The 18,897-nt window shown below is 55.9% G+C and carries 20 protein-coding genes and 1 other annotated feature; of the genes, 16 read left to right on the top strand and 4 right to left on the bottom strand.

Going from position 1 to position 18,897, the window contains the following annotated elements:
* Positions 1-108 precede the first annotated feature (108 nt).
* From N438_RS00405 to ihfA, 10 genes are all read left to right on the top strand, one after another.
* Positions 109-867: a YdiY family protein gene (locus N438_RS00405; protein WP_008804431.1), complete on the top strand. Its 759-nt coding sequence runs from the start codon at positions 109-111 to the stop codon at positions 865-867.
* 270 nt (positions 868-1,137) lie between these two features.
* Positions 1,138-1,371, top strand: a complete 234-nt coding sequence (locus N438_RS00410) for a hypothetical protein (RefSeq protein WP_012541368.1) — start codon at positions 1,138-1,140, stop codon at positions 1,369-1,371.
* 432 nt (positions 1,372-1,803) lie between these two features.
* Complete coding sequence (thrS, locus tag N438_RS00415) at positions 1,804-3,732, top strand: threonine--tRNA ligase (protein WP_008804433.1); 1,929 nt, start codon at positions 1,804-1,806, stop codon at positions 3,730-3,732.
* Positions 3,733-3,735: 3 nt separating this feature from the next.
* Positions 3,736-4,278, top strand: a complete 543-nt coding sequence (gene infC, locus N438_RS00420) for a translation initiation factor IF-3 (protein ID WP_012967832.1) — start codon at positions 3,736-3,738, stop codon at positions 4,276-4,278.
* A 96-nt stretch (positions 4,279-4,374) separates the two neighbouring features.
* On the top strand, positions 4,375-4,572 hold the full coding sequence (gene rpmI / locus N438_RS00425; RefSeq protein ID WP_001124225.1) for a 50S ribosomal protein L35: 198 nt from the start codon (positions 4,375-4,377) through the stop codon (positions 4,570-4,572).
* A gap of 50 nt (positions 4,573-4,622) precedes the next feature.
* Entirely contained in the window at positions 4,623-4,979 is a 357-nt protein-coding gene (gene rplT, locus N438_RS00430) for a 50S ribosomal protein L20 (protein WP_000124850.1), read from the top strand.
* Positions 4,980-5,097: 118 nt separating this feature from the next.
* Positions 5,098-5,222 (top strand) — a sequence feature (Phe leader region).
* On the top strand, positions 5,103-5,147 hold the full coding sequence (gene pheM, locus N438_RS27665) for a pheST operon leader peptide PheM (RefSeq protein ID WP_001386830.1): 45 nt from the start codon (positions 5,103-5,105) through the stop codon (positions 5,145-5,147). (Overlaps the previous feature by 45 nt.)
* Positions 5,223-5,285: 63 nt before the next feature.
* Positions 5,286-6,269 carry a phenylalanine--tRNA ligase subunit alpha gene (gene pheS / locus N438_RS00435; RefSeq protein ID WP_008804435.1) on the top strand — a complete coding sequence of 328 codons (984 nt, stop codon included), beginning with the start codon at positions 5,286-5,288 and terminating at the stop codon, positions 6,267-6,269.
* A 15-nt stretch (positions 6,270-6,284) separates the two neighbouring features.
* Complete coding sequence (pheT, locus tag N438_RS00440; RefSeq protein ID WP_012967834.1) at positions 6,285-8,672, top strand: phenylalanine--tRNA ligase subunit beta; 2,388 nt, start codon at positions 6,285-6,287, stop codon at positions 8,670-8,672.
* Between the two features lie 4 nt (positions 8,673-8,676).
* Positions 8,677-8,976, top strand: a complete 300-nt coding sequence (gene ihfA, locus N438_RS00445) for an integration host factor subunit alpha (RefSeq protein WP_002909098.1) — start codon at positions 8,677-8,679, stop codon at positions 8,974-8,976.
* Between the two features lie 52 nt (positions 8,977-9,028).
* Here ihfA and N438_RS00450 read toward each other — a convergent pair whose 3' ends face one another.
* From N438_RS00450 to N438_RS00460, 3 genes are read right to left on the bottom strand one after another with little or no spacing between them, the layout of a single operon-like run.
* Positions 9,029-9,382: a RidA family protein gene (locus tag N438_RS00450; RefSeq protein WP_008804437.1), complete on the bottom strand. Its 354-nt coding sequence runs from the start codon at positions 9,380-9,382 to the stop codon at positions 9,029-9,031.
* Positions 9,379-10,632: a D-amino acid dehydrogenase gene (locus tag N438_RS00455; protein WP_116696009.1), complete on the bottom strand. Its 1,254-nt coding sequence runs from the start codon at positions 10,630-10,632 to the stop codon at positions 9,379-9,381. The genes N438_RS00450 and N438_RS00455 overlap by 4 nt, the downstream gene beginning before the upstream one ends.
* A 49-nt stretch (positions 10,633-10,681) precedes the next feature.
* Positions 10,682-11,596, bottom strand: a complete 915-nt coding sequence (locus N438_RS00460) for a LysR family transcriptional regulator (protein ID WP_116696010.1) — start codon at positions 11,594-11,596, stop codon at positions 10,682-10,684.
* Positions 11,597-11,873: 277 nt separating this feature from the next.
* On the opposite strand from N438_RS00460, the gene N438_RS00465 reads away from it, so the two are divergent.
* Positions 11,874-13,307 (top strand): gluconate:proton symporter, encoded by a 1,434-nt coding sequence (locus tag N438_RS00465; protein ID WP_008804440.1) that lies wholly within the window; start codon positions 11,874-11,876, stop codon positions 13,305-13,307.
* A 123-nt stretch (positions 13,308-13,430) separates the two neighbouring features.
* The gene (gene btuC, locus N438_RS00470; RefSeq protein WP_016161309.1) at positions 13,431-14,417 is read left to right on the top strand and encodes a vitamin B12 ABC transporter permease BtuC; all 987 of its coding nucleotides are present in this window, start codon (positions 13,431-13,433) and stop codon (positions 14,415-14,417) included.
* 36 nt (positions 14,418-14,453) lie between these two features.
* On the opposite strand, the gene N438_RS00475 is transcribed toward btuC, so the two are convergent.
* Positions 14,454-15,254, bottom strand: coding sequence for a MetQ/NlpA family lipoprotein (locus N438_RS00475; RefSeq protein WP_022065338.1), 801 nt, complete (start codon positions 15,252-15,254; stop codon positions 14,454-14,456).
* 236 nt (positions 15,255-15,490) lie between these two features.
* Between N438_RS00475 and N438_RS00480 the strand changes: the two genes are divergently transcribed.
* The 4 genes from N438_RS00480 (at position 15,491) to selO (ending at position 18,893) form a co-directional block, all read left to right on the top strand.
* Positions 15,491-16,042 carry a glutathione peroxidase gene (locus tag N438_RS00480; protein ID WP_008804442.1) on the top strand — a complete coding sequence of 184 codons (552 nt, stop codon included), beginning with the start codon at positions 15,491-15,493 and terminating at the stop codon, positions 16,040-16,042.
* Complete coding sequence (gene btuD / locus N438_RS00485; protein WP_116696011.1) at positions 16,042-16,791, top strand: vitamin B12 ABC transporter ATP-binding protein BtuD; 750 nt, start codon at positions 16,042-16,044, stop codon at positions 16,789-16,791. Before N438_RS00480 ends, btuD begins: the two co-directional genes overlap by 1 nt.
* Positions 16,792-16,872: 81 nt before the next feature.
* Positions 16,873-17,337, top strand: coding sequence for an NlpC/P60 family protein (locus N438_RS00490; protein WP_002909082.1), 465 nt, complete (start codon positions 16,873-16,875; stop codon positions 17,335-17,337).
* A gap of 113 nt (positions 17,338-17,450) precedes the next feature.
* A complete protein-coding gene (gene selO, locus N438_RS00495; RefSeq protein ID WP_116696012.1) occupies positions 17,451-18,893 on the top strand; it encodes a protein adenylyltransferase SelO in 1,443 nt (480 codons plus the stop codon).
* Positions 18,894-18,897 lie beyond the last annotated feature (4 nt).

The raw sequence follows: 18,897 nt of genomic DNA on the forward strand, positions 1-18,897 counted from the left end.
GACCCTCAGGTCTCTTTTATGTTGTACGGACGCTAAATTCAATGAGCGGGCAGGTTGTGTCTGTTCATCATTTGTACTGTCCTAAAAAATGTATTTTAGAGAGTTATAATGAAGCTTTTAAAGACAGTACCCGCAGCGGTTATGCTGGCGGGGGGGCTTTTTGCGTCTGTTGGCGCAATGGCCGATGATTCTGTATTTACCGTCATGGATGACCCTTCCGCTGCTAAAAAACCTTTCGAAGGTGTGGTTAACGCAGGCTACCTGGCGCAGTCCGGCAACACCAAAAACTCCTCGATGACGGCAGATTCCACCTTGACCTGGTATGGTAATACCACCGCCTGGTCGCTGTGGGGGAATGCCAGCAACACCTCTTCCAACGATGAGCGATCCTCAGAAAAATATGCAGTCGGTGGGCGTAGCCGCTACAACCTGACCGATATGAACTATATCTTTGGTCAGGGCAGCTGGCTGACCGACCGCTATAATGGCTATCAGCAGCGTGATGTCCTGACGGCGGGTTATGGTCGTCAGATCCTCAACGGTCCGGTGCACAGCCTGCGGTTTGAATTCGGTCCTGGCGTTCGCTATGACGAGTTTACCGATGGAGAAACCGATACTCAGCCGCTGGGTTACGCCTCCGGCACCTGGGCCTGGCAGATGACCGATAACGCCAAATTTACGCAAGGGGTCTCGGTGTTTGGCGCTGAGGACACCACCGTCAACTCTGAGAGCGCGTTAAACGTGGCGATTAACGCCCATTTCGCGCTGAAGGTCGCCTACAACGTGACCTGGAACTCGGCACCGCCTTCCTCTGCGCCGGAGCATACCGATCGCCGGACGTCGCTGTCCCTTGGGTATAAAATGTAATATTTTCAGGCCGGGTTTCCCCGGCCTGTTCGTTTTAAATTTAGCAATGAGTGCCATTATTTTTTCTGGCCTTTCGTTTTAGTTTTTATAAAAAGAAATAGCCCTCCATCTTTTCTCCATTATTCCCGGTTTGTTGACAAATATTCATTCTATTTGACACGAAAAGCTAAATATTCGACGGACAAATATGTGATCTGGATCTATAATGATATGCACTGTCCGGGCGGAGAAATCGCGCGGTCTGTCTTCCGTAATAAGAGAATGAATATCATGAAAAACACTTCATTTACCATCGCAGCCCTGGCGCTGTGCGTGCTTTCTTTTGGCGCATCCGCTGCCACGCCCGTTCCGCCATCAGGCAACCAGGACCATACTCAGGTTGGCATCGCCAAAGCGACTGACGTTGAGGCTGGCTCGAATATCGCCCCCGGTTCCCGAACTACCGGACAATCCATGAGCGATGCCTTTAATGTGCATACGCTGGTGGCCGGCGAGTGGTCATAATATACCAGACCTTTATTTCGTCATACGTCAATTAAGCCGGGTGGAGCGGTACCGGTTTAACGCGCTGTGTTAAAGATTAAGTATGCAATATCATTGCGTCTCTACTATCACGTCCGAATAATATTATCCGGCTTTGCCGGGGATTATTCTCGCCTGCAGTAGCAGGATATTCGTCTTTTTATCTCAATCTCTCTTGTTTTCTCCACATTCCGCCATCATTTATACGCTTGCGGCTTTAATCACGTACCAATGATGTGTAAACTACTCCCCGGTGTTATCAGCAGGCGGTGGCAGGCGGGAACGGTCTATCCGGTCGTCCTCCTATTTTCGCAGAGTGAAGCGGGAACTGCGCCTTAACCTGATGATAATTATGATTATATAGTTTTGTATGTGCTCTTTCGTGTGGGGCACCACTGCAAATAAGGACATAAAATGCCTGTAATTACGCTTCCTGATGGCAGTCAACGCCATTTTGACCACGCTGTTAGCCCCATGGATGTTGCGCTGGATATCGGTCCAGGCCTGGCGAAAGCCACCATTGCCGGGCGGGTAAACGGTGAACTGGTAGACGCCTGCGACCCGATCGAAACCGATTCCACTCTCTCTATTATCACTGCGAAAGATGAAGAAGGGCTGGAGATCATTCGTCACTCCTGTGCGCACCTGTTAGGCCATGCCATTAAACAGCTGTGGCCCAACACCAAAATGGCTATCGGTCCGGTTGTTGATAATGGCTTCTACTATGACGTAGACCTCGACCACACCCTGACTCAGGAAGATATCGACGCGCTCGAAAAACGTATGCATGAGCTCGCCGAGAAAAACTACGATGTCATCAAGAAGAAAGTCAGCTGGCACGAAGCGCGTGAAACCTTCGTGAAGCGCGGCGAAACCTATAAAGTTTCTATTCTTGACGAAAACATTGCTCATGATGATAAGCCGGGTCTGTATCATCATGAAGAATATATCGATATGTGCCGCGGCCCGCACGTACCGAATATGCGCTTCTGTCATCACTTCAAGCTGATGAAAACCGCCGGTGCCTACTGGCGCGGCGACAGCAACAATAAAATGTTGCAGCGTATCTACGGTACCGCGTGGGCAGATAAAAAAGCGCTGAATGCCTATCTGCAGCGTCTTGAAGAAGCCGCCAAGCGTGACCACCGTAAAATTGGCAAGCAGCTTGACCTGTATCATATGCAGGAAGAGGCGCCGGGGATGGTGTTCTGGCACAACGACGGCTGGACTATCTTCCGTGAACTGGAAACCTTTGTTCGTTCTAAACTGAAAGAGTACCAGTATCAGGAAGTCAAAGGTCCGTTCATGATGGACCGTGTGCTGTGGGAAAAAACCGGCCACTGGGACAACTACAAAGATGCGATGTTCACCACCTCTTCCGAGAACCGTGAATACTGCATCAAGCCGATGAACTGCCCGGGTCACGTGCAGATCTTCAACCAGGGATTGAAATCCTACCGCGATCTGCCGCTGCGTATGGCGGAATTCGGTAGCTGCCACCGTAACGAACCGTCTGGCGCGCTGCACGGTCTGATGCGCGTTCGCGGCTTTACCCAGGATGATGCGCATATCTTCTGTACTGAAGATCAGGTTCGCGATGAAGTGAACGCCTGTATTCGTATGGTCTACGATATGTACAGCACCTTTGGCTTCGAGAAGATCGTCGTCAAACTGTCAACTCGCCCGGAAAAACGTATCGGTAGCGATGAGACCTGGGATCGCGCGGAAGCGGATCTGGCGGTGGCGCTGGAAGAAAATAACATCCCATTTGAGTATCAACTGGGAGAAGGGGCGTTCTACGGCCCGAAAATTGAATTTACCCTGTATGACTGCCTCGATCGCGCATGGCAGTGCGGAACGGTACAGCTGGACTTCTCTCTGCCGCAGCGTTTAAGCGCCTCTTATGTGGGCGAAAATAACGAGCGTCAGGTACCGGTCATGATTCACCGTGCGATTCTCGGTTCCCTGGAGCGCTTCATTGGCATCCTGACCGAAGAGTTCGCTGGCTTCTTCCCAACCTGGATTGCACCAGTGCAGGTAGTGGTCATGAATATTACCGATTCTCAGGCTGAATACGTTAACGAATTGACGCGTAAACTACAAAATGCGGGCATTCGTGTAAAAGCAGACTTGAGAAATGAGAAGATTGGCTTTAAAATCCGCGAGCACACTTTACGTCGTGTCCCGTATATGTTGGTCTGTGGCGACAAAGAAGTCGAAGCCGGCAAAGTGGCCGTGCGCACCCGTCGCGGGAAAGACCTCGGCAGCATGGACGTAAGTGAAGTGATTGAGAAGCTGCAACAAGAGATTCGCAGCCGCAGTCTTCAACAACTGGAGGAATAAGGTATTAAAGGCGGAAAACGAGTTCAAACGGCACGTCCGAATCGTATCAATGGCGAGATTCGCGCCCTGGAAGTTCGCTTGACAGGTCTGGAAGGCGAAGCTTTGGGTATTGTGAGTCTGAGAGAAGCTCTCGAAAAGGCTGAAGAGGCCGGAGTAGATTTAGTTGAAATCAGCCCTAACGCCGAACCGCCAGTTTGTCGTATCATGGACTACGGCAAGTTCCTTTATGAAAAGAGTAAGTCTTCTAAGGAACAGAAGAAAAAGCAAAAAGTTATCCAGGTTAAGGAAATTAAATTCCGTCCTGGGACCGATGATGGTGATTACCAGGTAAAACTCCGCAGCCTGGTTCGCTTTCTCGAAGATGGCGATAAGGCTAAGATCACACTGCGTTTCCGCGGTCGTGAGATGGCCCACCAGCAGATCGGTATGGAAGTGCTTACGCGCGTCCGTGACGATCTGAGTGAACTGGCAGTAGTCGAATCCTTCCCTACGAAGATCGAAGGCCGCCAGATGATCATGGTGCTCGCTCCTAAGAAGAAACAGTAAGGCCTTCAAGTAGCGATGTCAGTGGAGCCTTAGGGCTTCACTGATGTTGTTCGCCTATGTTTCGTTTATTAACAATGCGAAGTGGAAGTTATTAAGATGCCAAAAATTAAGACCGTACGCGGTGCTGCTAAGCGCTTCAAAAAAACCGGTAAAGGTGGTTTTAAGCATAAGCACGCTAACCTGCGTCACATTCTGACTAAAAAAGCTACCAAGCGTAAACGTCACCTGCGTCCGAAAGCCATGGTTTCCAAAGGCGATCTGGGCCTGGTTATCGCGTGCCTGCCGTACGCATAAGTCGTTAACGTTTAACTTTTTTAACTTAGAATAGATACAGGAGAGCACACATGGCTCGCGTAAAACGTGGTGTAATTGCACGTGCACGTCACAAGAAAATTTTGAAACAAGCTAAAGGCTACTACGGTGCGCGTTCTCGCGTATACCGCGTTGCCTTCCAGGCTGTTATCAAAGCTGGTCAGTACGCTTACCGTGACCGTCGTCAACGTAAACGTCAGTTCCGTCAACTGTGGATTGCACGTATCAACGCAGCAGCACGTCAGAACGGTATTTCTTACAGCAAATTCATCAATGGCCTGAAAAAAGCCTCTGTTGAAATCGACCGTAAGATCCTGGCTGACATCGCCGTATTCGACAAAGTAGCGTTCACCGCTCTGGTCGAAAAAGCGAAAGCAGCTCTGGCATAAGCCAGTTGAAAGAGGGAGCTTGTCTCCCTCTTTTCGTTTCAACACCATCAATACATTGACTTTTATTGGCGCAGGCTTTTCAATACAGGTCTGACGTTTCTTACCAGACAAGGTAATGCAAGCATGAATGCTGCTATTTTCCGCTTCTTTTTTTACTTTAGCACCTGAACTCAGGAGGCTAGCGCGTGAAAGAAGAAACGGAAAACAGCGCCAGAAAGCCTCCCCTGTGGAGGCTTTTTTCGTATATGGATTCGGGATATTAATTTCACTATAACCGGTGTCTGCACCGACATAATGAGGAAAACCATGTCACATCTCGCAGAGCTGGTTGCCAGTGCCAAGGCAGCCATTAACGAGGCATCAGATGTTGCTGCGCTGGACAACGTCCGCGTGGAATACCTGGGTAAAAAAGGGCATCTGACCCTGCAAATGACCACCCTGCGCGAGTTACCGCCGGAAGAGCGTCCGGCAGCCGGCGCGGTCATCAACGAAGCGAAAGAGCAGGTGCAGCAGGCGCTGAACGCGCGCAAAGCTGATCTGGAAGGCGCAGCGCTGAATGCGCGTCTGGCCGCAGAGACCATTGACGTCTCGCTGCCGGGACGCCGCATTGAAAATGGCGGCCTGCATCCGGTCACTCGCACCATCGACCGTATTGAAAGTTTCTTCGGTGAGCTCGGCTTTACCGTGGCGACTGGCCCGGAAATCGAAGATGATTACCACAACTTCGATGCGCTGAATATTCCGGGTCATCATCCGGCGCGCGCTGACCACGACACTTTCTGGTTCGATGCCACTCGCCTGCTGCGTACGCAGACCTCCGGCGTGCAGATCCGCACCATGGAAAACCAGCAGCCGCCTATCCGTATTATCGCGCCGGGCCGCGTCTATCGTAACGACTACGACCAGACCCATACCCCGATGTTCCACCAGATGGAAGGTCTGATTGTTGATAAAAACATCAGCTTCACCAACCTGAAAGGGACGCTGCACGACTTCCTGAACAACTTCTTTGAAGAAGACCTGCAGGTGCGCTTCCGTCCGTCCTACTTCCCGTTCACCGAGCCGTCCGCAGAAGTTGACGTGATGGGTAAAAACGGCAAATGGCTGGAAGTGCTCGGCTGCGGGATGGTACACCCGAACGTGCTGCGTAACGTCGGTATCGATCCGGAAGTTTACTCCGGCTTCGCCTTCGGTATGGGGATGGAGCGTCTGACCATGCTGCGTTATGGCGTGACCGATCTGCGCGCGTTCTTCGAAAACGATCTGCGTTTCCTCAAACAGTTTAAATAAGGGCAGGACAGAACAATGAAATTCAGTGAACTGTGGTTACGCGAGTGGGTTAACCCGGCGATCGACAGCGAAGCGCTTTCCGATCAGATCACCATGGCGGGCCTCGAAGTCGACGGCGTTGAGCCGGTTGCCGGCAGCTTCAACGGCGTAGTGGTCGGTGAAGTGGTGGAGTGCGGCCAGCATCCAAATGCTGACAAACTGCGCGTCACCAAAGTCAACGTGGGCGGTGAACGCCTGCTGGACATCGTCTGCGGCGCGCCAAACTGCCGTCAGGGGCTGAAAGTCGCCGTGGCGACCATCGGCGCCGTGCTGCCAGGCGATTTTAAAATTAAAGCGGCGAAGCTGCGCGGCGAACCGTCAGAAGGGATGCTGTGCTCTTTCTCCGAGCTGGGTATTTCCGACGACCATAGCGGTATCATCGAACTGCCGGCGGATGCGCCGATCGGCACTGATATTCGTGAATACCTCAAGCTTGACGATAACACTATCGAAATCAGCGTCACGCCAAACCGTGCCGACTGCCTGGGTATCATCGGTGTGGCGCGCGATGTCGCTGTGCTGAACAAAGCGCCGCTGAACGCGCCGGAAATCACGCCGGTTGCCGCGACCATTGACGACGTGCTGCCGATTCAGGTTGACGCGCCGCAGGCGTGCCCGCGCTATCTGGGCCGCGTGGTGAAAGGCATCAACGTCAAAGCGCCGACCCCACTGTGGATGAAAGAGAAGCTGCGCCGCTGCGGGATCCGCTCCATCGACGCGGTGGTTGACGTGACTAACTATGTCCTGCTTGAGCTGGGCCAGCCGATGCACGCCTTTGACCGCGACCGTATCGAAGGCGGGATCGTGGTGCGCATGGCGAAAGAGGGTGAAACCCTGGTGCTGCTCGATGGTTCTGAAGCGAAGCTCGACAGTGACACCCTGGTTATTGCTGACCATAACAAAGCGCTGGCGATGGGCGGGATCTTCGGCGGGGAACACTCCGGCGTTAACGACGAAACCCAGAACGTGCTGCTGGAATGCGCGTTCTTCAGCCCGCTGTCCATTACCGGCCGCGCGCGCCGTCATGGCCTGCACACCGATGCCTCTCATCGCTATGAGCGCGGCGTCGATCCGGCGCTGCAGTATAAAGCGCTGGAGCGTGCCACGCGTCTGCTGATCGACCTCTGCGGCGGTGAAGCTGGCCCGGTGATCGACGTGACAAACGAAGAGACCTTGCCAAAACGCGCCACCATTACCCTGCGTCGTAGCAAACTGGATCGCCTGATTGGCCACCATATCGATGACGCGCAGGTCACCGACATTCTGCAGCGCCTCGGCTGCGAAGTGACGGTGGGTCAGGACGAATGGCAGGCAGTCGCCCCGAGCTGGCGTTTCGACATGGAGATCGAAGAAGATCTGGTCGAAGAAGTGGCTCGCGTTTATGGCTACAACAACATTCCTGATGCGCCAGTACAGGCGGGTCTGATCATGGGTACCCATCGTGAAGCCGACCTGTCGCTGAAGCGCGTAAAAACGCTGCTGAACGACAAAGGCTATCAGGAAGTGATCACCTACAGCTTTGTTGACCCGAAAATCCAGCAGCTGATCCACGCCGGGGAAGAGGCGCTGATCCTGCCAAGCCCGATCTCCAGCGAAATGTCGGCGATGCGTCTGTCGCTGTGGACCGGCCTGCTGGGTACCGTGGTCTACAACCAGAACCGTCAGCAGAGCCGCGTGCGCATCTTTGAGAGTGGCCTGCGCTTCGTGCCGGATACTCAGGCACCGCTGGGCATTCGTCAGGATGTGATGCTGGCCGGGGCGATCTGCGGTAACCGCTACGAAGAGCACTGGACGCTGGCGAAAGAGACGGTCGATTTCTATGATCTGAAGGGCGATCTGGAATCCGTACTGGATTTAACCGGTAAATTGGCCGACATCGAGTTCCGTGGCGAAGCGATCGCCGCGCTGCATCCAGGTCAATCCGCAGCGATTTATCTTAAAGGTGAACGCATTGGTTTCATTGGGGTTGTTCATCCGGAACTGGAACGTAAACTGGATCTGAACGGTCGCACTCTGGTGTTCGAACTGGAGTGGAACAAGCTCGCAGACCGCGTGGTGCCTCAGGCGCGCGATATTTCCCGCTTCCCGGCGAACCGTCGCGACATCGCGGTACTGGTCGCGGAAAACGTGGCTGCTGCCGATGTTTTAGCCGAATGTAAGAAAGTTGGCGTAAATCAGGTAGTTGGCGTAAACTTATTTGACGTGTACCGTGGTAAAGGTGTGGCGGAAGGGTATAAGAGCCTTGCGATTAGCCTGATCCTGCAGGATACCAGCCGTACACTCGAAGAAGAGGAGATTGCCGCTACCGTTGCCAGATGTGTAGAGGCATTAAAAGAGCGATTCCAGGCATCATTGAGGGATTGAACCTATGGCGCTTACAAAAGCTGAAATGTCAGAATATCTGTTTGATAAGCTTGGGCTTAGCAAGCGGGATGCCAAAGAACTGGTCGAGTTGTTTTTCGAAGAGATCCGTCGTGCTCTGGAAAACGGAGAACAGGTCAAACTCTCCGGGTTCGGCAACTTCGATTTGCGGGATAAAAACCAACGCCCGGGACGTAACCCGAAGACGGGGGAGGATATTCCCATTACAGCCCGGCGCGTGGTGACCTTCAGACCCGGTCAGAAGCTGAAAAGCCGTGTCGAAAACGCGTCGCCGAAAGACAAATAATCTGAACTAATTAAAAAGGCCGCATTGCGGCCTTTTTCTTTTCTACACGTCCTTACGCTTTGACGGCGGTGAGCATGATCTCCACCAGGATATCCGGTCGCGCCATCTCCGCCTGTACTGCTGCTCGCGCCGGGCTCTGGCCTTCCGGCATCCACTGTACCCACACGTCATTGAATGCGACAAAATCACGTTCGATATCTTTCAGCCAGATCTGCGCGGAGAGAATTTGCCGCTTATCGCTCCCGGCAGCCGCCAGCAGGGCGTCGATCTTCTCCAGCACTTCACGGGTTTGTAAAACGATATCGTCTTCGCTGCTTTTTGGCGTCTGCCCGGAGAGGAACAACAGATTGCCATACGCAACGCTGGCGGAAAGGCGAGGTTGTGGATTATTGCGAATAATGGTCATGCGGTTTGTTTCCATGTGAGACCTTCTAAAGAAATAGTGGGTGCCTGATTGTCGATTAACGCGCCCAGCACCACCGCGCTGCCGGCGGCGAGGGTAAAGCCGAGACTACCCTGGCCCAGGTTCATCCACAGATTGGGGTATCCGGCGCGACCCAGCATCGGCGGGCCTGCTGGTGTTGACGGGCGCATGCCGGTCCAGGCTTCGGCCTTGTCCAGCCCTTCGAGTTCGGGAAAGCTACGGGCGACGATGTTTTTCAGCGCCTGAATGCGGCTCTCGCGCAGTTGGTCGCCGTCGTAGCCGATGTCCACCATCGCCGCGATGCGCAGTTGTTGGCCAAGGCGGGCATAAACGATTTTGTGCCCGTAGTCGGTGACGCTGATGTCAGGGGCAATACCTGCTTTTTCAGGATAGGGCAGGGTCAGGCTGTACCCCTTCAGGGCGCACAGCGGCACGCGAACGCCCAGATGCCCAAGCAGAGGACCACTGCCGTTACCGGCGGCAACGACATAATCATCGCCGGTGATGGTTCCCCGGTTGGTCTCCAGGGCGCTGATGCGTCCGCCGCGCTTATTGAGCCGCTGCACCTCACAGTGGGTCAGCAGGCTAAAGTCGTTGCTGGCATTGAGCTTGTCGAGCAGGGCAAGGCAGAACTGATGGCAATCTGCCGTTTCATCGCCCGGCGAATAAATTCCGCCCTGCAGCGAAGGGCTGATATGTCTGAGTGCCGGCTCCAGCTGCAGACAGGCGTCAGCATTCAGCGCTTGTTGATACTGAGGATCTATCCCTTTTGCCGCTTTATTAAAATCATATTCGCGGCGATGGATAATTAATTTACCGCTGCGCCGCCAGTGAAAATCGGCAAGATTATCCTCATCCAGCCACGACTGCATGACCTGACGGCTGAGCAACGACAGGCGCAAAATATGATCGCCGTTCATTTTATTGGTCTGGCTATTACAGGCACGCAGGAACTGCAGCAGCCAGCGCCACTGCTGGAAAGACATCTTAAGACGCATATTCAGCGGCGAATCGGCTTTGCCCATCCATTTAATCCCCTGCAGGGGAACGCCGCTATCGGCAAGGGGGGCAACGTAGCGATAACTTAATTGTCCGCCGTTAGCAAAACTGGTGGCACTGCCCGGTTCAGCATTGCGCTCCAGTAATTGCACCTGATGGCCGCGCTTAATCAGTTCCCAGGCTGTGGCCAGACCGACCACGCCGCCGCCGATAATGACAATGCGTTTGTTCATAACCCGATATATCCACCGCTAATCAATTTATCGGGTTATGTCAAAGCATTTACCCCAGCGGCGCAATTGACTTTTTATGGTCAGGGTATAACCGCAGGTTAATCTCCTTGAGTTGCTGGCGCAGACGCTGGCAGAGAAAATCGACGAACTTTTGCGCCATCGGGCTCAGCGAAACATCGGCCCGGCGCAGCAGGCAGAGGTTGATGGCAATCGGCGGCGTAATGGGGTGGATCATCTCGGGATCCAGGTTGTGCTGGGCGGAAAAAATATCAGTGATGCTGCAGCCCATGCCGCGCTTCACGAACTCGGTGGCCATATAGTAGGTCTGGACGTTAAGCCGGGTGGTGGAAAAGTCGCGACGGGTGGCGATGGCGGCAGAGAGCGAGTGCGGCCCTGGCGAGATCCAGCGCTGCTGGTCGATCTGGCCGATGTCCACCGCCCCCTGACGATAATGACGGTCGATGTACACCAGCGGTACTTCGGCAATCAGGGTGGTCAGGATCTCTCCCTGCTGCACCGGCTGCAGCGTCAGCGCCAAATCTATCTCGCGCAAATCCAGTTTCCTGACCAGCGTCTCGGTGTGCTCGGTGGTGAGCGTCATCACCAGGTTGCTGTTTTGCTGATAAAAGTCGGTCACCAGCTCTGGCACCAGGCTTAACCCCAGGCTCGGCAGGCAGCCTAAGGTGATTTTGGCGCGCGGATCGCGGGCCAGATTGTCGGCCAACAGGCGCAGGTTATCGAGGTCCTGATAAATGCTCTGCGCTTTTTCGAAAAGTGTGATCGCCTCGCTGGTCGGCAGCAGCTTGCCGCGCACCCGCTGAAAGAGGGTAAAACCCAGTTTCATCTCGGCGCTTTTTAGCGCTTTGCTGGCCGCTGGCTGAGAGATATTGAGCGCTTCCGCCGCCCGTGACAGCGAGCCGCAGGTCATTACGGCGTGAAAGATTTCCAGATGACGCAGTTTCATGAACAGTTAACTCAGGGTTATAGCCTACCGATAAAAAGTCATTATCCACTAACACAAAGTTAACATAAATTTAATCTCCAATCAGCGCTCCGGTTACATATTGTGCTGTAGACCCCGCCTAATGGCGGAATATTACGCTCTCAGAATCTATTCCTTTGTACCCAAACGCCCCCTCAGGCTCGCGGCCAATAATGAAAAAGAGGGAGGATGTTTTCTGAGCAGGTACCAATACACCTCCTGACCCTTACGGTCGGATTGATTGGCATTAAGGAGTGTTATGAGTGACTCAACGCTCACAGGCAATGCGCCTGTCAGACGAAATATCACGCGGAAAAACGTTATTACTGGTCTGTTATTGCTGCTGTTCGTGTTGATCGCGCTGTGGTGCCACGGTCGACCGGGCAGTGAGCTTGGCCTGCTGGGATTTACGCCGCTGGTGGCACTAGCGATATTATCGCTGATCGGCGTTGATATTGTGCTGGCGGTGATCTCCTCGATTATTATCGCCATGATAATGACCTCGACCGGCCTGCCGGAAATGGGCACGATGCTGGCGAAATCCACCGGGTCATTTATCGCCACCGTAGGGCTTATCATTATGCTCGGCGCCGGCGTGGGGGAAGTGGCCACCCGCACCGGCGCAGCGGTTGAGCTGGTGAAATTCGTGGTTCATCGTATTGGGCTGTCGAGCCAGACGCGGGTTAAGTTCGGCATTGTGGTGTCATCGATTTTAATTTGTGGTTCGCTGGGCACCATGGCCGGTGGTAACGCCATTATCGTGGCCGTGATCATTCCGGTGGCGGCAGCGGTACGCTTAACGCCGCCGACGGTCGCCGCGCTGATGATGACCGCCGGCTCCGTTGGGCTCTTTACCGGGCCCTTCACCCCCAGCACCGTGACAATCCTCAGCCTCGGCGGGTTGAGCTATCCGGATTATCTGCTGTACGTCGGTCTGCCGATGAGTGCGGTGACGCTGCTGGCCGGCTGGATAATGGCGGGGCGGATCCAGAAGATGACTGAAGGCAAACTGCGCTATGACGTCGATCTTTCGGAGAAGCCAAAAGACGATCTCAGCGCCGCGCAGCAGCGTCGGCGTAAATTAAGCGCGCTGGCCTTCGCCGCGACGATCATTGTGATGGCGGTCGTTGGCGTGGTGATCAAAGCTGGCTTCAGCTTTGCGATTATCGTGATGCTGCTGGTGGCGCTGATGACCGGGCTGGTAGGCGGCCTGCGACCGACGCAGATCCTGCAGGCGCTGTATCACGGCTGCGGCCGTCTGGTGTGGATGTTTATCCTCTACTGGCTGTATAACCCAATCCTTGAACTGATGGATGGTCTGCATGCCTATCAGGGGCTGCTGGAGTATACCCAACCGCTGCTCGAGGGGATCTCCCCGGCCTGGCTGTGCTTTAGCATCTTCGCGTTCAATATTATCGGCCATGTGCCCGGTGCGGCGGTGGCGCAAATGACGTTTACCCATAAAATCTTTGGCCCGATGCTGATGGCCGCCGGCGTGCCGCCGCAGGGGACCACCGCGGTGCTGCTCGCCTCTTCTCAGGTGGACTGGTTCGGTCCGTTTCCCTCATCGGACATGTTCGGCCAGATGGGGCTGGCGCAGTCCACGCATCTGAAATATATGCTCTATAACGGCTGGGCAATTGTGGTGGCGAATATCATTCTCTTTGCGCTACTGTTTCAGATCCTGGTGTAACGAACGAACGCAGACGCGGGGGAGGTCTTCCTCCGCGTCGACGAACGGCCGCGAGGTTTTCCTTTTCTCACCGCGACACCCACCGTAAAATCAGCCTCTTGTTCCCACTGCGTAATGGAATCTATGCTGACTCTCGCCCATCTTCAACAGCGCCGCAGCCGGCGTTGGCTCTTCGGATTAACGCTGTTGCTCCTGGTCACCCTGCTGGTCAGCCTGTGCGCGGGCGATCAATGGATCCCGCCTGGGGAATGGCTGAGCGCGAAAGGCCAGTTGTTCATCTGGCAGATCCGCCTGCCGCGAACCCTGGCGGTGGTGCTGGTGGGGGCGGCGCTGGCGCTCTCCGGGGCGATTATGCAGGCGCTGTTTGAAAATCCGCTGGCGGAGCCGGGTCTGCTGGGCGTCTCCAACGGGGCGGGCGTCGGGCTGATTGCCGCCGTCCTGCTGGGCAAAGGAGTCTTGCCCGGCTGGGCGCTCGGGCTGTGCGCGATCCTCGGCGCGCTGCTGATCACCTTTATTTTGCTGCGTTTTGCCCGCCGCCATCTCTCTACCAGCCGTCTGCTGCTGGCGGGGGTGGCGCTGGGGATCATCTGCAGCGCCCTGATGACCTGGGCGGTCTACTTCTCCACCTCTTTTGACCTGCGTCAGCTGATGTACTGGATGATGGGCGGGTTTGGCGGCGTCGATTGGCAGCAGCTGTGGCTGATGTTAGCCCTCCTGCCGGTGCTTTGCTGGGTTTGTCTGCAGTCGCAACCCCTGAATTTACTGGCGCTGGGCGAAGTCTCCGCTCGTCAGCTTGGGCTGCCGCTGTGGCTATGGCGCAAGCTGCTGGTGGTGGCGACCGGCTGGTTGGTCGGCGTTAGCGTCGCGCTGGCGGGAGCCATTGGCTTTATCGGCCTGGTGATCCCGCACATTCTGCGGCTATGCGGTTTAAGCGATCACCGGGTGTTGCTCCCTGCCTGCATGCTGGCCGGGGCGAGCGCCTTGCTGGGGGCGGATATCATTGCCCGACTGGCGCTTTCCGCCGCAGAGCTGCCGATTGGCGTGGTGACGGCGACGCTGGGCGCGCCGGTCTTTATCTGGTTGCTGCTGCGTTCGCGGGGGCGGGGATAGCGCGGCGCCGTCGGCAGGGACGGCGCCGGTTCAGGCTTACCAGCCTTTGATCGCGTCGCCTTTGTAGACTTCCTTCGCTTTTTCCGCGACTTCGCTGGTCTGGAAGGCGGCTTTCAGCTCCTGAATTTTCTTGCTGTCCTTATTATCATCGCGGGCGACAATCGCATTCACGTAAGGAGAATCCGGCCCCTCCATAAACAGACCGTCGCGGGCGGCCGACAGGCCCGCCTGGGCGGAGAAGTTGGTGTTAATGATTGACAAGCTAACGTTCGGATCATCAAGGGTACGGGTCAGCTGTGGGGTATCCACTTCAACAATTTTCAGCTGTTTCGGGTTGTCGATGATATCCAGCGTGGTGGGTAAATAGCCGACGCCCGGTTTCAGCTTGAGTAACCCCTGCGCCTGGAGCAGCAGCAGGCTGCGGCCCAGGGTGGTGGTTTCATTAGAAATGGTCACCGTCGCCCCTTCGGGCAGTTCGCTGATGTTTTTGATCCGGTGAGAATAGGCGGCGATAGGGAAGACAAAAGTTTTACCGACCACCGCAAATTTATAGCCGCGCTCTTTCGACTGCGCCTCAAGGTACGGCAGGGTCTGGAAGGCGTTGGCATCCACATCTTTGTTGTTCAGTGCTTCGTTGGGCAGCACATAATCATTGAAGGAGACCACTTCGACGTCGAGATGATATTTATCCTTCGCCACCTGCTCCACCACTTTCCAGATGGCTTCGTCCGGCCCGGTATTGATAGCGACTTTCACTTTATTATCTTCATCCGGAGAGCAGGCGCTCAGCAGGGCGACAGAGGTGGCGATTAACGCCAGGCTAAACAACTTCTTCATCAATAAAACTCTCTTAAATTAACAAGTAACGAAACCATATTACATTACCGGGACACTGTACACGGAAATGGTCGACTGCCCAATTGAGAGGATTTCATGTTGCTGGCGGCCAGCGAAGCGCTGTTACATCATGCGACAACTCGGGGGGATTGGCAGTAGAATGGCGGCCGCTGAATCCGCTACAGTAGATAGGGATCACCTTCACCGGAAACCGGTTTATCCATTGAGGACAGGCTATGCAACATGACATTCTGAATACCGAAGTGACGACCATTGATGGCGAGAAAACCACCCTGGCATCCTTTGCCGGCAAGGTGCTGTTGATCGTCAATGTGGCCTCGAAATGCGGCCTGACGCCGCAGTATGAGCAACTCGAGGATCTGCAAAAGCAGTTTGCCGGGGAGGGCTTTAGCGTGCTGGGGTTCCCCTGCAACCAGTTCCTCGGCCAGGAGCCGGGCAGTGAAGAAGAGATTAAGACCTTCTGCAGCACCACCTACGGCGTCACCTTCCCGCTGTTCAGCAAAATTGACGTCAACGGTGAACATCGCGCGCCGCTGTATCAAAAACTGATTGCCGCCGCGCCGAAAGCGGTGGCCCCGGAAGGCAGCGGTTTTTATGAGCGGATGGCCAGCAAAGGCCGGGCGCCGCTGTATGTGGACGACATTCTGTGGAATTTCGAAAAATTCCTCGTCGATCGCCAGGGCAACGTCATTGAGCGCTTCTCTCCGGATATGACGCCGGACGATCCGCAGCTGGTGGCGGCGATTAAAGGAGCGCTGGCGAAATAATGGCGTTTCTGATGCAGCTACAGGATGTAGAAGCGGCGGGGCGTCTGGCCCCGTTTTCTGCGGCCTTTCGCGCCGGGGAGATTGTCCACCTGGTGGGGCCGAACGGCGCAGGGAAGAGCACGCTGCTGGCCCGCATGGCGGGGCTGTCCGACGGCCCCGGCACGGTTCATTTTAACGAACGGCGGCTTGACGAGTGGCCGGCGGCGGAGCTGGCGCGCCGTCGCGGATATCTATGTCAACACCAGACCCCGCCGTTCGCCATGCCGGTGTGGCACTACCTGACGCTGCATATGCAGCAGCAGGGCGATAGCGGCCGTCTGAGCGATATCGCGGCCAGGCTTGGTCTTGACAATAAGCTGGACCGTCAGGTTAATCAGCTTTCGGGCGGTGAGTGGCAGCGCGTGCGGCTGGCGGCAGTGATCCTGCAGATCGATCCCTTGAGTCATCCCACGGGTCAACTGCTGCTGCTGGATGAGCCGATGAACAGTCTGGATGTGGCCCAGCAGGCGGCGCTGGATCGGCTGTTACGTGAGCTGAGCGCGGCGGGGATTGCGGTGGTGATGAGCAGCCACGATCTCAACCATACCCTGCGCCATGCCGGACAAAGCTGGCTGCTCTGCCAGGGGGAAGCCATCGCCTGCGGAGAGACCGCCGAGGTGCTGAATGAGGAAAATTTAACCGCTGCCTATGCGATCCCGTTCCAGCGCGTGGAGGTGGCCGGTCATATTATGCTCATCGCGTCACAGTAGCACGCAGTTATCTTGTCACTATATTGATAAACAAGCTAAATTATTGCGATAAAGAGACTAGGGACAGAGGGATCATCTGAAATGCGCTTCTGGTTCATGTTGGCGGCGGCGTTAATTTTAGCCGGCTGCAGCAGCCATCGGGCACCGCCGCCGAATCCACGGCTGGCTGACTCCATCACGGTGGTGGCGAATCTGAACGAGCAGTTGCGTAGCTGGCGTGGCGCACCGTATCGCTACGGCGGCATGACGCCGCGCGGCGTCGACTGCTCCGGCTTCGTGGTGCGCACGTTTCGCGATAAATTTGCCCTCCAGCTGCCGCGTGAAACCCGCGAGCAGGCGGAAATCGGCACCCGCATCGATAAGCGCGATCTGCTGCCCGGCGATCTGGTGTTCTTCAAAACCGGCTCAGGGGAGAGCGGTTTGCACGTTGGCATCTACGATACCGACAACCAGTTTATCCATGCCTCCACCAGCCAGGGCGTCACCCGTTCCTCGCTGGATAACGTCTACTGGAACAAAAAGTTCTGGCAGGCGCGGCGTATCTGACGTCATTCAGAAGCAAGAGGGAAGCGAGCGCTTCCCTTTTTTATGCCGATAACCCTGCACTCCGCCCGTGTTAATCCGCTGTTTGAGGCACTACACTGAAGGAAGGAGGAACCATGACCCTTTCTTTTACCACCCACTGGCGGGATGAACTGCCGGATTTTTACACTTCCCTGTTACCGACGCCGCTGGATAACGCCCGACTCATCTGGCGTAACGCCCCGCTGGCGCAACAGTTGGGGGTGCCCGACGCCCTGTTCGCGCCTGAAAATGGAGCCGGTGTCTGGGGCGGCGAAGCGCTGCTTCCGGGCATGTCGCCGCTGGCGCAAGTATACAGCGGCCATCAGTTTGGTGCCTGGGCCGGCCAGCTGGGCGACGGACGCGGGATCCTGCTCGGTGAGCAGCAGCTTGCGGATGGTCGCCGTTACGACTGGCATCTGAAAGGCGCCGGCCTGACCCCCTATTCGCGGATGGGGGACGGGCGCGCTGTACTGCGCTCGACGATCCGGGAAAGTCTGGCGTCGGAGGCGATGCACGCCCTGGGGATCCCGACGACGCGCGCCCTGGCGATGGTGACCAGCGATACCCCGATCTACCGCGAGCACGTGGAGCCTGGCGCGATGCTGATGCGGGTGGCCGAGAGTCATGTCCGCTTCGGCCATTTCGAACATTTTTACTATCGCCGTGAGCCGCAGAAGGTCCAGCAACTGGCCGACTATGTCATTCGCCACCACTGGCCGCAGCTGCAGGATGAGGCAGACAAGTATCTGTCATGGTTCCGTGACGTTGTCACGCGCACCGCGCAGACCATCGCCAGCTGGCAAACCGTGGGCTTTGCCCATGGGGTGATGAATACCGACAACATGTCGATTCTCGGTCTGACCATCGACTACGGCCCGTATGGCTTCCTTGACGATTTTCAACCGGACTTCATCTGCAACCACTCCGATTATCAGGGGCGCTACAGTTTTGAAAACCAGCCGGCGGTGGGGCTGTGGAATCTGCAGCGTCTGGCCCAGTCGCTGTCGCCGTTTATCAGCGCCGAGGCGCTGAACGCGGCGCTGGATGATTATCAGCACGCCTTGCTGACCGCTTATGGCCAGCGGATGCGCGATAAACTCGGCCTGTTCAGCCAGCAGAAAGGGGATAACGACCTGCTGGACGGGCTGTTTGCCCTGATGATCCGTGAGAAGAGCGACTATACCCGAACGTTCCGCCTGCTGAGCCACAGCGAACAGCTCAGCGCCGCCTCGCCGCTGCGCGACGAGTTTATCGATCGGGCGGCTTTCGACAGCTGGTTTGCCGGGTATCGTGCGCGCCTGCGTGATGAACAGGTGGATGACGCGCAGCGCCAGCAGCGGATGCAGGGCGTAAATCCGGCGCTGGTGTTACGCAACTGGCTGGCGCAGCGGGCGATAGAGCAGGCCGAGGCGGGCGATATGGGCGAGCTGGAGCGCCTGCATGCCGCGCTGGCAGACCCCTTTACCGATCGCGAGGACGACTACGTCCGCCGCCCTCCGGACTGGGGGAAACGTCTGGAAGTCAGCTGTTCGAGCTAACTCG

Origin of the sequence: Klebsiella sp. GL120222-02, from assembly GCF_003097195.1 — a bacterium.
Lineage (GTDB): Bacteria > Pseudomonadota > Gammaproteobacteria > Enterobacterales > Enterobacteriaceae > Klebsiella > Klebsiella variicola.